The 17,248-nt window shown below is 59.6% G+C and carries 6 protein-coding genes; 3 read left to right on the top strand and 3 right to left on the bottom strand.

All coding sequences use genetic code 11. The features are described 5' to 3' along the window. Positions 1 to 102 precede the first annotated feature (102 nt). The 3 genes from OYW20_RS07625 to OYW20_RS07615 all read left to right on the top strand — a co-directional run bounded on the left by OYW20_RS07625 (position 103) and on the right by OYW20_RS07615 (position 10,073). Positions 103 to 756: an HAD family hydrolase gene (locus OYW20_RS07625; protein WP_268800093.1), complete on the top strand. Its 654-nt coding sequence runs from the start codon at positions 103 to 105 to the stop codon at positions 754 to 756. A gap of 180 nt (positions 757 to 936) precedes the next feature. Beyond that, positions 937 to 4,944, top strand: a complete 4,008-nt coding sequence (locus OYW20_RS07620) for an RCC1 domain-containing protein (RefSeq protein WP_268800092.1) — start codon at positions 937 to 939, stop codon at positions 4,942 to 4,944. 626 nt (positions 4,945 to 5,570) lie between these two features. Beyond that, entirely contained in the window at positions 5,571 to 10,073 is a 4,503-nt protein-coding gene (locus tag OYW20_RS07615) for a hypothetical protein (protein ID WP_268800091.1), read from the top strand. Positions 10,074 to 10,117: 44 nt separating this feature from the next. On the opposite strand, the gene OYW20_RS07610 is transcribed toward OYW20_RS07615, so the two are convergent. The 3 genes from OYW20_RS07610 to OYW20_RS07600 all read right to left on the bottom strand — a co-directional run bounded on the left by OYW20_RS07610 (position 10,118) and on the right by OYW20_RS07600 (position 17,175). Continuing rightward, positions 10,118 to 12,679 carry an autotransporter outer membrane beta-barrel domain-containing protein gene (locus OYW20_RS07610; RefSeq protein ID WP_268800090.1) on the bottom strand — a complete coding sequence of 854 codons (2,562 nt, stop codon included), beginning with the start codon at positions 12,677 to 12,679 and terminating at the stop codon, positions 10,118 to 10,120. A gap of 395 nt (positions 12,680 to 13,074) precedes the next feature. Then, positions 13,075 to 15,048, bottom strand: a complete 1,974-nt coding sequence (locus OYW20_RS07605; protein WP_268800089.1) for a hypothetical protein — start codon at positions 15,046 to 15,048, stop codon at positions 13,075 to 13,077. An 87-nt stretch (positions 15,049 to 15,135) separates the two neighbouring features. Beyond that, positions 15,136 to 17,175 (bottom strand): hypothetical protein, encoded by a 2,040-nt coding sequence (locus tag OYW20_RS07600; RefSeq protein ID WP_268800088.1) that lies wholly within the window; start codon positions 17,173 to 17,175, stop codon positions 15,136 to 15,138. Between the last annotated feature and the right edge of the window lie 73 nt (positions 17,176 to 17,248).

Raw genomic sequence — 17,248 nt, 5'->3', positions numbered from 1 at the left:
ATGGGGTGGGTCAGCGCCTTAGATGCCGCTTGATCCAACGCATTCGCGGGCAAGCGCTCCTACAAGGGCACTGCGTAAGTATCAAAAAAGAGGACAGCTTTAATGGCTTTAGCAATTTTCGATCTGGACGAAACCCTGATACACGGCGACTGTTCCAGTCTGTGGAGCGAGCAGATGGGGCGGCTGGGCTGGGTCGATCCCGAGTGGTTCATGAAGAAGGACCACGACCTGATGGACGCCTACGGCAAGGGCGAGCTGGCCATGGAAGATTACATGGCGTTCAGCCTAGACCCGATGGTCGGGCGCACGCCGGAGGAAGTGGATTTTCTGGTGGGGCCCTGGGTTGAGGATTACATCGAGCCGATCATTTTCAGTGACGCCACCAAGGCCATCGCCGAGCACCGCGCGGCCGGTGATCGCATTCTGATCATCTCCGCATCGGGCGTGCACCTGGTCAAGCCGATTGCCGAGCGCATCGGCGTTGATGAAGTGCTGGCCATCGACCTGGAAGTCGCCCACGGCGTTTACACCGGCAAGACCACCGGCGTGCTCACCTACCGCGAAGGCAAGATCACCCGCTTGATGGCATGGCTGGATCAGGAAGGCGAGAACCTGGAGGGTGCGAGTTTCTATTCGGACTCACGCAATGATCTGCCGCTGCTGCAGAAGGTGGATTTCCCCCACGCGGTGAACCCTGACCCCATGCTGCGCGAGGCGGCACAAGCAGCTGGCTGGCCCATTCACAGCTGGAAATAGCCCCCTGCTGAGCGGCGAAACAGACGGCTATTTAAAGCCGACTTTGTCGGCGCGCGAGGCCATGCTCCACCTCAGTTTAAAGCCGACCAAAGGCAGCAAAACCTGTCATTTGTGACAGTAGTCAATTCTCCCGATCCGGCGCTCAATGACTCCTGGAACCCATCGACAGGAGTCACCGCCATGACCTCATCCCCGCAAGACTCGTCTCACCGCTCCATTGGCCCCAACTCACTCCTCGACCTGGAAATACCCGGTGCCGTGGGCCCTCTCCCCGAGCCACCGGCTGAGCCAGGCAAGACGTTATGGGGCATCAACCACGGCGCCGCACTGGACAACTTTCCGCAGAATGGCTTGCAGCTGTACATTCCGGCATGGTCAGCCATGGGCCAGGGCGACAGTGTAGTGGTGTTGCTCGATAACAAGGTGGTCACGACAGAGTTCATCGAGGCGGCGGAGGTCGGACTGCGGGTGACCGCCTTTATCGAGTCCGAGCGCCTCACCTCCGGCAATCACACCCTGCAGTACCGCGTGACGCGTTTGAGCCAGAGCGCCGAAATCTCCGCTGGAACCGATGTACTGGTCAAACTCGATCGCCCCGGCGGGCAGGATCAGAACGGTGAAGCCCCTGGTCATTCAGCGCTGAAACTGACGCTGCCTCAGCAGATTATCAACGATGGTGTAGATGACACGGACGCCGAGGCAGGCGTGCCGGTCACCATTGAGCCTTATCCTTACATGGCCGCAGGGGACGATATCAAGCTCTCCTGGGGCGGGGAGTTTGTGCACCACAAAGTGACCGCTGGGGAAGTGGACCAATCGGTCGAGATCACGGTCGATAAAGCGGTGATTCTTGCGGGAGGAGACTCAGGCGCAAACGGCCTGGCCGTGACGTTTGAGGTCTACGACATGGTGGATAACCGGTCCGAAGACTGGGCCGCCGAGATCCGTATTGTGGTTGACACCGGCAACTCGCGGCTGGGCTCTCCGTTCGTCAAGGAAGCACTCAGCAACGTCCTGGACCTGGACACGCTGGCGGGCGGCCCAGTGACGGTACAGATCGTAGCGGCCACGACTCGCGCGATGCTGGAGCAACTCAGTCAGTCGTTGACGCCGGAACAGGCTGCACGATTGCAAGCGTCGATGGGCAAAGAGACGTTCTCGCGCCTTGGGGCGCTCAGGGCCGACTTTGTCATGGGCGACAAGATCCTGGTGAAGTTGACGGGCACTACAGCCGAAGGCGATCCGGTCAGCTATGAAGCGGCGGAGATTACGATCGACCGCCTGCCGCATGTCTTCGAGGCGGAAATACCTAACGCCGTCGTCCGGCAACTGGCTCAAACCCAGGCGGTGTTCTCCTATCGCTTGATCCATCTGGACAGCACCGAGTCGAAGTCCAGAGGGGCCTTCATCAGTGTGGTCGGTGAGGCCGTGCGTATGGCCGCGCCAGTTGCGCTTGATGCCGCGCAAGGCGCGATCGATCCAGCCCTCCCAAGCACCGTTGTGCAGATCCCGTGGGATGACAGCATGGCGGCGGGGGACCAACTGATTCTGAAATGGGTCGGCACCCGGCCTGACCTCACCATCTACGACCCGGAATTGAACCCGCATAACATCACCAGCCGGGAGGCCACCGCCAAGGCTCCGATCAATTTCACCGTACCGGGTACGCACCTCAAAGCCATCGAGGGCGGCACACTCGGGTTGTATTTCATATTGGCCAAAGACGTAGACGGCACGATCGTCAACCGCGAATCCGCCCGCGCCACGCTGCTGAAAGTGGGCGAGGCCCGTGCCGAGCTGCCAGCCCCAGTAGTTGCAGGCGTGGTGAATGAGGCGATAGATCCCGCCTACGGCGCAACAACCCTTACCGTGCGGATTTATCCTGACATGGCCATAGGCGATGACGTGCATTACCTGTGGCGTGGCAGCGTCAACGGCGATGTGGAGGACTCGCTGAAAATCACCTCGTTTACCCTGAACAAACCCGTCGTGTTCGACCTGTATCCAGATGACATTTCGGCCAACGACGGCGGCACCGTTGAGGCCTCGTACTGGGTGATTCGTGCGAGCGGACGCCGCAGCGACTCCGAGGTGATGGGGTTCACGGTGGGTGCCGGGCAACAGCCTCTGCTGGTCGCTCCCTCTGTGCCAGGCAGTGAGGACGGCATCCTTGAGATTGAGGAAGTCCCCTCCGGAGCGCAGATCGTCGTCCCGCACTGGGAGGGCATGGAATCGGGTGACGTCGTCACGATTAACTGGAAAGACGATAAGGGCACACCGGCCTATACAGCCAACAAGAACATCACGGGCGCTGCGGTCGGGAAAGATGTGAGCTTTTCTGTGACGCTCGCAGAGGTTCGCAAAAGCGTGGATGGCAACGTCACGGTGAGTTACACCGTGATCCCAATGCAAGGCGACGAAAAACCTTCACTGCTCCTGACGTTCAGCGTGCAGGGCTCCACCGCTCTGCCGTTGTCTGCGCCGAGCATCGTGGAAGCGGTCGGCTCGAAGCTGGACCCCAATAACGTGCTCAACGGCGCTCATGTGACCATCGGCATTGGCGCGCAGCTTGCCGTGAGGGATGAAGTCACCCTCACCTGGATGGGCCAATCGGGTAACAGCAGCGTATCGTTTGTCCAGCAGGCCACCGCTGCCGGCGTGATGACATTCGACGTCGCCTATGCAACGGTTGCGGCCAACGCTGGATACAGCGTGACCTTGAATTACACGGTGAAGCGGGCAAGCGGGGCCACTGAAGGCCCATCACCCGACGCTGTCTATGACGTCAAGATTGATATCGGCGCAGGCAAGCTGAACATCATGGGCGCGCGATTCAATCGCGCCAGTTACCGGGCCTCGGCGACACCGCGGCGTATCAGTGCCTTCAACGCCACGACCGGCGCTGCGCTCTCGCCACAATGGCAATACGAAGGCGATGGCGCGAGCTGGACTCAGGGCACCAGCTTCCGTGACAAACACCCGGACCGGGTCTTGCGTATTCGCACCAGCGATGACATGGCAGCCCTTAACCCGAACAATGTTGTCGGAAGCGGTGATAGCGTCACCAATCAAGGGGCCCTGGTTGCCCATCTAGACACCGGTGACGTGATCGGCTGGGGCAACGCTGCATATGGAGCACAGATTCCTTCATCGATCATCGCCATGGACGACATCGTCGAAGTCAGCTGCACCCGCAGCGCTTACGCCGCTCGACGCCTGAACGGTTATGTCGTGGTCTGGGGCAATGCCGCTGAGGGCGGCAGCCTCGCTGTACCTAAGCCCGGCACTTCTGCTGCGGACTTCATTCATATTGCCAGCAACAGTGTGGCATTTGCCGGGATAAAAACGGCCGGAAATCTGGTCGCGTGGGGCCTTGCTGGTGCGGGCGGGACCGTACCTGCGGAGATATCCGCGCTGACCGACATCTCCCAAATTGTCGGGGGTCGTCTCGCATTTGCCGCGATCCGAAACAACGGTCAGGTCGTAGCGTGGGGAGTCGCTACAGAGGGCGGCACTGTGCCTGATGATATTGCGAGCCTGACCGACATCATCGAGGTTTCCGGTAATTCCGCAGCCTTCGCTGCCATGCGCAGCAACGGCCGCGTCGTTGCCTGGGGCACCGCTGCAAACGGTGGGACAGTGCCTCCCGTCATCGCCGCGTTGACCAATATTGCCGAACTGGGATGCAGCACCACATTTGCGTTTTCCTTGATCACGAAAAACGGGCAAGTGAGGGCGTGGGGTGACGCGACGTATGGCGGCGTTGTGCCTGAAGACATCAAGTCGCTGACCGATATCATCGAGGTCAGTTCCACCTGGCTAGCATTCGCGGCCCGTCGCGGTAATGGTCACGTAGTTGCGTGGGGGCTGGCCACTCATGGCGGGATCATCCCTCAGGACATCGCCTCGCTTGACGATATCGTTCAGGTTGTCGGCAGCGGCATGGCTTTCGCCGCGCTGCGTCGCAACGGGACTGTGGTTGCCTGGGGCGATGCGAAACTCGGCGGCGATACCAGCACCGTGGTTACCGAGCTGCGCGATGTGCAGGCGGTCTATGCCAATAGCCAATGCTTTGTGGCACTCACGTCCGACGGCAGGGTGGTGACGTGGCCCAGTACCTCGGGCGGTGGCGATAGCAGCGCCATACAAAGCCTTGTACGCGGGAAGCTCTCCTACCAGGCCACATAGGCTTCGAGAGGCCGCGCGCTGAGTGCCAGCCGCACCATCGAAAAAAAACAACGCAGCCGAGCGATAGCTAGCTGGGGCAAACCCGAGGTCGAGGAGGCGCAGGACGGCTTCCTCGACCCCGGCACCGACCCGAACGTCCCGTCATCATTTCCACAGACAGCTCGTGGGCCACCCGCCGTTACTCGCTGACGGTGAGCGGCATCAGAGTGGTTCACCTTCTCACTGCCAATACCGGCTTCGCAGCCCTCACACTGGCGCAATTCAAAGCGTCGTGGACGCGCTACGCCGGCGACGTTCCGGTGATCAACAGCCCTACGAGCATCCGATAAGCGGTGACCCAAACCGATCGCTTTTTGACCAGACCTGTCATTTCTGACAGTAGCCAGAATCCCCGATACAGCGCCCAATAACGCTGGCATTCATCGACAGCAGTCAACCCACCAGGGCCACGTCGCCGAACTATCCTTCTCCAAACGACAGGGCGCCCAAAGCCCTTGGTAACCCGGAATACCCTGCAGCATGGTGGTTGCGTCGGTTCAAGTAGCCCACTCCGCAGCCATGACCTCCGACATGCAGCAGCGCAGCTGGCAGTTGACTCAGGACACAACCCGACAAGGAAGCTCACCATGAAACGCTACTCACGCACGCTCTTCCCCCCACTGAATCGCGACTACTCAACGCTCGCGTTGCGTCCTGTGTTGATCGCCGGCCTGGTCACCCCCGTCGTAGACGGCGACGGTGGGGTCAACATCAGCATGGTCGAAGACAACCTGAGCGGTTTGCTCACTGTCCTCGACCCCTGGCTGCGCATGCAGGTGGGCGACCGTGTCGACATCTATTGGGACGGCCTGTCCGTGGGCGGGCGCGACGTCACTGACGTCGACATCGACAAACGCATGTTTTTCTATCTGCCAACTGATTCGATCCACCCCGACTGGGCTGAAAAAGTCTTCTACAGCCTGACCCACGCCAGCTCGGGCAAGACAGACGAATCCGTACCGTTGCGCCTGCGGGTCAAACTCGACCGGCCGGCAGGCAAGGACAAAGATCCGCACCTGCCTGGCCACTCGGAACTCGCGGCGCCGCAACTGCCCCAGGACGTTATTGACAACGGCGTTGATGCCCAGTGGGCCAAGGATGGCATCCCAGTGACCATCGCCACCTACCCGGGGCGCGCCGCGCGCGACACCGTCGAGTTGCGCTGGGGCGTGGTGTCGATCAGTCGGCCGATCACTGAACAGGAGGCAGCAGGCAATGATCCTGTAGTTATCACGGTTGACCAGGCCGCCATACTCGCGGCAGGCGATGCCGACGACCTGCTCGTTCATTATCAGGTGTACGACGAGGTCTGGAATTTCTCCGAAGAATGGTCGCTGCAGACCTTCGTGCCGGTAGACGCCGGCGGCTGGAAGCTGCCGGCACCGATCATTCAGGAGGCTATCAACGGCGAGATCGACCTGGGCAATCTGGGCAGCGCGAACGTCACGGTGAAAATCTCTGTCGCCGCAGACCCGTTCGAGCTCGGCGACACGGTTACCATGACCTGGCTCGGCACCACGGCGGCAGACGCCCCGCTGGAGCACCGCCAATCGGTCACCATAACGAATATCCCGGCAATCTATGACACTACCGTGCCAAATGCACTCGTGCGTCAGATGATCAACGGAACCGCTCAGGCCTCTTATGTCCTGACCAAAGCCAACGGTGCCCCGCCACAGTCGTCGAAACGGGCAGCCGTGCGGATTACCGGAGTGGCACCGCTGGAGATTCCGCGCATTCTGGAACTGATCGGCGATGTACTCGACCCGCTTGAAGAACGCGCCCATGTAGAGATCCCGGTTTACGCCGGCATGGCCAACGGCGATCTGATTAATCTGGACTGGCTGGGCACCCGAGTTGATGGCGCGCCCTATCTGTATGAAACCCAGCACATCGTGACGGCGAACGAAGTAGACAACGTCGTGTATATCCCTGTGATGGGCGAACACATCGCGTTGCTTGAAAACGGCACACTCGACGTCAGCTATCGGGTCTCCAATGACGCCTGGCAGGTGTTTGATGTGCGGGTATCGGAGCACTTGCTCGTCAGAGTCGGCCAGCACGTGGCGGAACTGCCCGCGCCGATCATCGTTGAAGCAGTGAACGGCGTGCTCGACCCCGAGGTGAACCGCGGTGATGTCACGCTACGGGTCAATTACCCCGGTACGGTTGCCGGCGATACGCTGACCTGGTATTGGCTCGGCCATCCGCTGGAGGGCAGCGGCAGCGACTGGATCCCCATCACCACTGCCATTGCCGGCAAACCGCTCGACTTCACCATTCCCCGGTCGTTGGTCGAGCCCAACATCAATGATGAAGTAAGGGTGCTGTACACCCTTGAGCGCGGCGCCACCGGCACGTTTCAGTACTCGGCAACGCTGGATCTGGTAATCGGCAAACTCATCGGCGAACTGCCCGCCCCTACCGTGGTGCAGGCCAGCGCCGGGGTACTTGACCCCATGAATGCGCTGGCGGGCGCGACCGTACGGGTGAGCTACGCCAGCATGGAGGCACAAGATCTCGTCACGTTGGTCTGGCTGGGCAGCACGGGCATCGGCACGCCCGCTGATCAGGAAAAACCCGGCAGCGCCAACGGGCAAGTCGAGTTCACGGTGCCCGCCACCGTGATCGGCGCCAACATCGGGCGCGAGGTGAGCGTGTACTATCGCGTCAAACGCTACACCGCAGGAAAGCAGTCCGAGATGTTGCGCCTGCCAGTGCTGCCGTTCGGTGACCCCGACAAGGACCTGCCGCACCCCGTCATCACCCAGGCCAACAGCCAGACGATGACCCTTAACCTGGCAACCTTCACCGGCAACGGCACGGCAACCGTTGCCAAATGGCCCTTCATCCTCGAGGGCCAGCGTGTATGGCTGCGGCTTGAGGGGGAAACCAGTGGCGGCGGCGTCTACTCGATTACGCTGCTGGACGGTGCTCCGCTGACCAGCGGCCAGGCGAGTGCCGGCCTGTCTGAAAGCGCTTTGCGCACTGAACTGGAGAAGCTCGGGCAGGACACTCGCCTTGTGGTGATCTGCAACGTCGCCTTCGACGGCACTGCCAGCGAAAGCGCCGCCGTCCAGTTTCCGCGTACGGTGTACACCTTCAAGCTGCATCAAGACTGGGTCAATCCGCAAATCGTCAGTATCAAGGACAGCAAGGGTGAGGTGGCTGACGGCGGCACCACGTTCGATACCGCTTTGAGCATCAGCGGCACCTCCACCGTTGAAGCCGAGCTGGAAATCCTTGATGGCAGCACGCGCCTGGCGACGGTGATAGCCAACAGCAGCGGCACCTGGAGCGGTTCCCTGACGGGATTGACCGTTAAAAACTATAGTCTGAAGGCCAACGCCCTTGATGGAAGCGGAATGGTTTCACCGCCCCGTGGCTTTGAGGTGGTCGCCAACCTGACGCCGACCATCACTCAGGTGCTGGGCTCCAACGGGCCGATCAGCAACGGCGGATCGACCGTCGAGACCAGCGTCACGGTGTCCGGCCAAGGCAGTCCCGATCAGCAGATCGAACTGTTCGACGACAAGACCTCCAAAGGTACGGCGCGGACAAACAGCGCGGGCACCTGGTCGTTGACCCTTTCCGGCCTCGCGGTGGCCTCGCATCCACTCAAAGCTAAAGCGTTGTATGGAACGCTGCCTGAATCAGCGATCTGGACAGTGATCGTCGCGGCTGCCGTTACCCCAAAAATCACCAGCATCAAAGACTCGAAAAACGTCGAGATTCCGCCCGACGGATTTACCGTGGCCACCGATGTAGTGCTGACGGGAAGTGCCAGTGCGAACCTGCAGGTCGAGATCTTCGACGGTATGGCGAGCCTCGGCAAAGTCAGCGCCAATGCGGCCGGACAATGGACATTGCCCCTGACCGGCCTGAACGTCGCCGCCCATAAGATGAAAGCCAAAGCCGACTACGCAAACTACCCGGAATCACCGGTGCGTAACTTCACCATCACAGCCTTGGTGACCCCGACCATCACTAAGGTTGCAGAACCCGATGGAACGCCGGTGATCAATGGCGGTTCAACCTACGCCAATACGGTCACCGCGTCGGGCATGGCCTCGATCGGTCAATCCGTGGAGGTGTTCGACGGTGCCTCGTCCAGAGGTACTGCCAGCGTGAGCAACAGCGGCAACTGGTCACGGTCTGTCAGCGGCCTGTCGGTCGGCGCCCATCGCCTGACCGCAAAAGCGTTGTACGCGAGCAATCCAGTGTCGTCGGCATGGACATTCAATGTTCAGGCTGCAACGGCGCCAACATTAAGCGTGCGGGATTCCAAGGGAGAGATCGCTCAGGGAGGCACCACCGCCGAAACCACAGTGACGGCGTCGGGTACGGCAGCGGCGAACGCGCAGGTTGAGGTCTTCGACTACTTCGCTTCCAGGGGGACGACGGTGGTAGGGGGTACGGGAAGCTGGAGCTTGTCGGTGAGCGTGGCACTGGGTATCCACGGCATCAATGCCGTGGGTAGATATGCCGACAATCCTTCGTCGGATACTCGCAACTTCACCGTGGTATCACCGGTACCGGATTTTGTGCTGGATTCGACGCCCGTGTCGCTGAATGGCGCGCTTTGGGGTATGGCAGGTTATCCAGGCCATGAACCTTTGAGGTGGCCGGCAGGCACTACTCTGGTCAGGATTCCCAGCAGCGGTGTGCCACCTTACACTTACTCATCCAGCAATGACACAAAGGTACAAGTTAATAAAGATGGCCGTATCAATTCGGTATCGAACGGCGTCGCAACTATCACTGTGCAGGATGGGCAAGGTCGCACAGGCAGCTACAACGTGACAGTTTCAAATGTAACCATGGTTTATGGCTTGGGGAACGACACCTTCAAAGGGGGGCAGAAAACCGCTGCATCACGGGGACTCGGAATACCTCCCCTTGATGTGCTGAACAGTATTTGGAGCCAGTATGGAAATAGGTTTCCCATGGGCAACGGATCCTATTGGTCGAGTACCAGCGCCCCCGGGTTCTATATGAACTACACCAAAAACCTGGTAACAGGGGCACAAGGTACCGGGTCGATAAAGTATGAAAACGTGGGCAGTTTCTGTAACATCGTAGCGATCTAGAGCCTCTACTCGCCCCGTCAACAAGACGGGGCGAGCCCTTTTCATTACCAGCTATACCGCAACCCCACATTCGCCCCGAATGGCTGTTCAATCTGCTCGCCATTGGCGTAATCGAAGTCAGCATGCAGCTGCAGGCTGTCGGAAAACGCCACGGCAATCCCCGCACCCAACTCACCCCGCGAGCCGGACAAGTCGTTGTTGAACACGTTGTTGTTGACCTGAACTTCGTTGTTCTTCGCGAACTCATGCACGCCCGCCACCCGCACATACGGTTGCAACACTTTGCCGTCGCTCATTACGAAGTTGCGGCCTGCCGTCATCCCCACCTTGCCCAGCAGCGAGCGGGTGCGATCGCCTTCGGCACGCATGTCGTTGTTCAGCTCGTAATCCTTGCCTTGAATCACCACCGCAGACAACTGGCTGTACGGTTCGATGAAATAGCCGTCGTTCAGCTTGATGTGTCGACCAAACTCCACCGAGCCACCTGCGCCTGAGTTGTCGTAATCGCCCTTGGCACGGGTGCCATCGCTGATGCTGACCTTCGAGTCGTTGCGGAAGCGGTTGAACTTCAAGACACCGTCGAAATAGTAACCGCTGGCCTGATCCATCCAGGTGGTGTAAATCCCGGCGTAATAACTGTTGACCGTGCCCGAGGTACCGCGGCTGAGGTCAAGGTCGGATTTACTGTGCCCGGCCAGCACACCCACCAGCCACTGCCCGTCGCCCACCGGCAACGGGGCATCGGCACCCAGCGACACGCCCTGCTGCGTCTGCTGATAACCGACACCCGAGGCTTCATCGACGTTGTATTTATTGCCATAGGTGCGCACCCAGCCGCCCGCCTTGCCGCCGTTGAATCGCAACTCGCCCATGCGACTGCGCAGCGACGTCAGCTCGCCGTACCAGACCGTCGGCGCGGTATTGAACAGCGCCAGTACAGAGCGCGTGCCAGGGCTGATCGTCGCCGTGCCCGGGTCGAGAAACCAGTCGGTTCCACCCGCGCCGTTGCTGGCCGACGCCAACTGATAGGAATAGGTCCCCACGTCCACCGCACCATCGCCCGCCAGCGAGAACGTCGCGTTACCGCCCCCGGTCTGCACGACGGTCAAGGGCTGCGGTGAAGTCGGATCGACGCCCGAACCTGCGATCAGCAAGGTATGGCTGCCCGTTGCAGAACCGGTAACGTTGAGCAGGTCGTGCTCGTTGGTGAGGTAATCGGCATCCATGATGAAGGTGCCGTTACCCGACAGCGTGCCAACGTTGAGCTGATAGAACGCGTTGGTCGCGCCAAACCGCACCGTACTGTCATTCACTGCAAGTGAGTTGAGGGTATTAGAACCCACCATATCCCAGGTGGAAGACCCTGCGAGGGTGGTGCTGTCGACGTTGATCAAGTTGCCGGTGAACACCGAGTTGTTGGTCAGCGAAACAACGCCGGCACTGGAGGTGATATCGCCGGACATCGAACTGGCATCAAGGCTGACGTTATCGCTGCTGATATTACCTTCAAGCGCCGAACTGCCGACGAGCGACACGACGCCTGCACTGCCGATCGAAGTGATGTCGCCCTTCATCTGACTGGCATTCAGGCTGACGTTGTCACTGGTTACGTTACCTTCAAGCAGTGAGCCGTTAGCCAGCGAAACCACACCGGCGTTGCTGGCCGAGGTCACGCTCCCGGTAATGGAACTCGCATTCAGATTGACCGTATCAATTCCAGTGACATCACCCGTGAGCGCCGAGCCATTGTTCAGCACCAAGTTACCGCTGCTGGTGGCGTCCGCCGTAACGTTACCGATCAGCCGGCCATTATCAAAGGTCAGGTTGGCAATGCTGCCGTTGGAGATAGCGAAGTTACCGGTCACTTCACTGTTCTGCAGCAGCACGTTCGCCGTCGCCGTGTTCGCAATTTCCAGGGCGTTGCCGTTGCCACCCGTGAGGGTTGTGCCATTAAGCAGACTCAGGTTGGCGACCAGACCGCTGCCCAGGCCATCGACCAGAATGGCGGCACCATTGGTGCCCTCGGCAGAAGCGTTATCGAGTACCAGAACGCTATCACCCACCCCTTGAGCGTCGCTTATCATGTACACGCCGTGCTCGGCGCCCTTGATGGTCGTACCATTGTTCGCCACTACGTCGCCACCGAAGATGTTCAGCCCGACACTGCCTGAGTTTGTACCTGTTACCTGAACCCCGCTCAGCTGCAAGCGGCTGGCTCCCGTGACTTGCGCCCCCACCTCGCCGCCCTGCAGCGCGCCGCCGGTCACTTGCACTTGCGACCCGACCGTTGTGCCAATCGGTCTGTTCACCGACAAGCCCACATAATCGCCAACGATCGTACTGTTGGTGATGGTTGCAGTGCTTGCGGTAACCACGACACCGTCATCCGGCGATTGCACGCTGCTGTTGACAAAGTTGAGCGTCGCGCCGTCGCTCAGTGAAATCGAACGGGCCAACGCGTTCGAAGCATTCAAGGTACTGCCGGCATCTCTCACTGCGTAATCATCGACAGGCGTGGATGCATTAATGTTCAGCACTGCGCCATTCTCCACCAGCGCTGCAAATGAGACAGGTGCGAACAGCAAGGCCGGAAACGCACTCAGCATGGCGGCCCAAGATGTACGCCCGGCGGGGGAACCGTTAAAAAAAGGAGGGTTGAAGAACTTTGACTTACGGAGTTGCTTTTTAGCGTTCATGAGCTCGCGTCCACTGAATGGAGATGCAAAGACTGGCGTATTCGCCGGGAGCGGGACTGTATAGAGCATGTTCGGAATACTATGCAGGACGCATCCGACCAACGTGTAGGGCGATTCCTACGGCGACTTAAGGTGTACAACTTTGATAGTGAGCTGACAGTTAGAAGTACTGTCAATCAAACCTGCCAAGTTGGATTGATTCGAAATAACGGCGCGCAGAATAGGCCCCTTGGACTATGAGAATGCTGGAACCAGACCCTCGATAAAGGAGAGGCGTCTGAGACGCCCCCCTTTAAGTTATGCCCTCAGCGACGGACGGTTCTGGCTGACAACTCGCACGTCGGAGCACCCGCCCCGGCCGTCGCCATGAACACAATCACGCTGTGGGGATCTGAGGTGACAGGAAACCCGTCGACATTCGCGGTGTACGTAATACTGCCCGGCCCGTCGCGGGTTTCGATCAGGGGTGGATCGTAAGGCAAGTACACCAGGAAGCCGTTGGTGGCCTGTTCAATGGTTGGGGTAAACGTGAACGCGAACGTTACGTTGGCCTGCGTTGCATCGTTGAGCCCGGCGTAGTTGAACGTCAGTTGCTGATCCGCCAGACGTGGCTCCCCTCCCGCGACACTTATCTCCACAACCCAGCCTTGAGGGCTGACACTTCTCAATGAACCGCAGTTGAGGTAACCGAAGTCCTGGTCGAGGTTTAGAAACAATACGGCGGGCAGTTTCACTGTCTGCACGGACACTTCAACCGGCTGATCTTCAGAGTAGACAACGGCATCGTTGACGGCCGGGTGTGCGATCGAATAGCGCACCGGCAGCGCACTGCCATTGCCTTGTGCCTCGATGGTCGCCCATGGAATGGCAAACTCCATGATGAAACCCACAGCCTCCTGCCCAGTCACCACGTATGTCCCGCCAGGAATGGTAGAGTCTCCGGAATCAGGCACTGCCACGTTATTCCAGTACAGCTGCACCACGTCATCCGCCTTAGAGTTTTCATAAATCACCACGGAAGCTGTCGCCGGCTGCCCCGCGTCTGCGGGCTTCACCGTATTGGCCTCAGCAGTGACGGCCGCCTGCACCGTAATCAGCGCCAGATCGGGATTCACCGGGTCAGGTTCGTCCGGGTTCGTCGGCCCGGGTGTGCGCAGATCCACGTCGACATCAACAGAAGAAGGCTCGGGATATTCTTTCTGCCCCCGTTTAATCAGGTAAGTCACAGCGACCGTTTTCGGCCCCCGGTTGCCGTCCAGCAATACTGCAAAAGGGACGGTTACGAATGTCGGCCCCGACTGCGTGACGGGCACCGCGCCCAGTAATTTGCCGCCCCAGGTGACAACCGCTTGATCGCCAGCGACAAAGTTGGTGTACGCCTCAATCTGCACCTGTACCCCCACGTTGGCGTCAGCGATGTCGACGTCGCCGTCAGCGGCCAAAGGCACCGTCAGCGGTTTGAGCCCTATCGGCGCGGCACTCAATGTGACGAGGACGGGCTTGTATGACGATTCAGGGCCAAGGTTGCCGACTCTGTCCCGCAGACGGTAGAACAGCAATTTGTCGCCTTCCGACGTTCCGATCTGCGCGGTGGTCAAATCCACTGTCACCGGCGTCGTGGTGTCGGGCCTTGTGAAGGTGCCTACCAACAATGCGGTCTGAGGGTTGCTTCCGTAATACACGGATATCTCGTCGCCGATTTTTTTGTCGTTGTACTCGGGCACCGTCACGGTGACCTTACCATTGGCATCAAGGTATTCCTTGGTAATGCCGTCGGCTTCGACCTCTGGGGGCAATGTGACCCGTGCAGCCTCTTGTCCGAAGTTGGGTGCGACCTGATCGATATAGATCGGCAGTGGCGTCGATCCCACTGGATTTCCGCCAATACTGACTTCATAAGTAAGCGTGTGGCGTCCAGCCGAAAGTGTGGCCTCTGCGGGCAAGGTGAGCTGAATAGGGAACACACGCGTGTCCAGCGGCGTCGTGAACGGGTACTGGCTGAGGCGCTGCCGTATGCCATCCCACTTGAGATAAACCATGCCTGGTCGGTTCGGATCAGATACCACGTCAAACGCCGGGATTTCGACTTTCAGCACCGTACCTTGAAACTGGTGCGGCAACTGGTTCTCGGTATCGTCAGCAGTGGGCGGCAGCAACGGGTTATCCGCATGAAGCGTCGGCCCAGGTACCGCCAGTTGTAGACTTCTGCGAAACAACTGAAAGTCGTCGCGTGCCTGCTGGCCCTTTTTGACTTTCGGGAGCGTGTTCGGGGTATTCATGCTACTTCCTCCTTGAGTGGCCTTCAGTCCATTGGCTACGTACTGCACCAGCCGACGTTCATCTGCCACGTGTCGTTGACATCGGGGTTACTTGCGAAAACGGCGCACTGCCGCGTTGATCATCCTTGCCCAAATCGTTTCCACAACGGGCCCTTCAGCTTGAGACTGCGACGTCTCTGCACACAGATCGTTGCCGGGACCGCATAACTTCCCATCCGGCATCAGTCGCGTGATCTTGACAAAATCCATGTATGAGCGCCCCACCGTCCCGCTGGCTTTATGAAGCGTGTACTGGGCCGTGGCAGATCCGTTGTCTTCCATTGGCGCGATGAGTGTCTCGAACGGCAGCACGATCTGGTCATATCCGTTGCTCGCATCAACAGCGCTCAATGTTCTGGAAAACGTCGCGGTAACACCCGTGATCGGATCGGTGCCGTTGAGGTTCTTGCATCCTTGCCAGCTGAGCTCGATACGGTCGCCCGCTGCAAACCGGGCATCGCCGGGAACCCTCACCGTCACGCCCTCCCACAACCTGGGTACGGCACAGCAATTGAGATAGCCGTAAATATCGGCATGGGGGAAAGAAGGCTCCAGCAGATCCTCGATGACCTCAATGTTCACGTTGACGTCAGTTGTCCTGGACAACTGTTGGTTGACGCCGTTATCGGTCACATAGAAGAGTCCCAGCGCGGGGTTGATCAGCTCCGGTTCTATGGCTGACCAAGGAATGACGAAGGCTATCGATTGACCGACCAGGTCCCCGGCTTTAACGGTGTACTCGGCGACCGGTGCGGCCGCACTCCCCCAAAACAGCGCCAGTCGCTCGCCGGGATGGGGGTTTTGATAAAGGGCCAAAGTCGCCGTGGCATCCAGACCGACGTCCGCCCCCGTTAGCGTGTTGGACGTATCGGAGTTTTGGCCACGCACCTCGGGTTTCTCCAGGGTGACGTTCAATAATGCCGGAGCATTGGCGTGATCCTGCCCGGCCAGGGTGAAGTCAACCGGCACAGAGACAGGTCCCGGAGAAGGCGTGACCAAGGTTCCACGACGCACCTCATAATCGACCTGGACGCTCAGTGGGCCAAGCCCTCTGGCGGTCAATACGGTCCACGGCACGAACGCGCGCAGCGGGAATCCGGACGGATCGACAGGCACTTCGGCAAGCTCGGTGCCGTCCCAGTTGATAATTACCCGGTGCTCTGGGGCCGCATTGTCGTATTGATCGATCTCTACCGTGACGCCGCCTTCGTTGGTCGCACCTTCGCGTGCATGCTGGCGATCGATCAGACAGCGGGTCGACAGTGGTACTCGCACCGGCTGGAGGTTTTCCGGCGGCGGCGTCAGGTCCACCGTGATGGGTGAAAGCTCCGAGCGCGCGCTGATGTTTCCCGCCAGATCCCGCAAGAGGTAGTACACGTACCGGGAGCCCTGACCTGACGCCCTGATCACCTGCTCGGGAACGGATATGAACAACAGGCCGTCGTCAATCTCATCCTGACTGAAAATCACCTCACCCTGGTCGATTTCCCCGTCCGGCGGTGGATTGGTGTCGCTCCAGAACCAGATCGCCACGTCTTTGGCCTTGGCGCCGAAGTAAGAGGGTACCGAACACTCGACCGCGCCTTCGCTGGTCAAGTACTCGTCGGAGATCACACCGGCCAGCTCACTCGGAAAGACCACCGGCAGCGGTTTCTGACCGGCACCGGGCGGCGATAGATCCACCGTGACGACTTTCTTCAGTGACTCCGGCGACGGGTTATTCACCACCGAAATCTTGTAGGAGAGCTCGTAGGTACCTTCCATCAGCAACGCCTGACGTACCTGGACGGTTTTATCCCCGGGAGCGATCGGGGGCTGGAAGGTGAAGCGGTCTACTTCAACAAATGGAGCACCGGCGACCCGCCACGACAGCACCACGACGTTGGGAAAATTGGGTGTGAATGGCCAGGCGGGAATAGTCACCTGCAGGTCTCGTTCCAGCGCAGTTCGAGGCAGCAACCCGCCGACCTCTTCCTGTCCCAGCTCATCCTCGAGGATGGCCGGCACGACGGGCAGCGGAAACTCATCATCAATGCGCCAACTGCCACCGTTGAGGGCGCCGCTGTCTGCTCTGAATGTGCTATTCATCGACATCATCCTTGAGTCTGAAATCAGGCCGGCGGAACCCGCTCGAAGCCACTCTTCAAGTGCACAGCGCAAT

Origin of the sequence: Pseudomonas sp. BSw22131, assembly GCF_026810445.1 — a bacterium.
In the GTDB taxonomy this organism is placed as follows: Bacteria; Pseudomonadota; Gammaproteobacteria; order Pseudomonadales; family Pseudomonadaceae; genus Aquipseudomonas; species Aquipseudomonas huanghezhanensis.
Note: the sequence above shows the minus strand (reverse complement) of the source record. Positions and strands in the feature narration are given on the sequence as shown.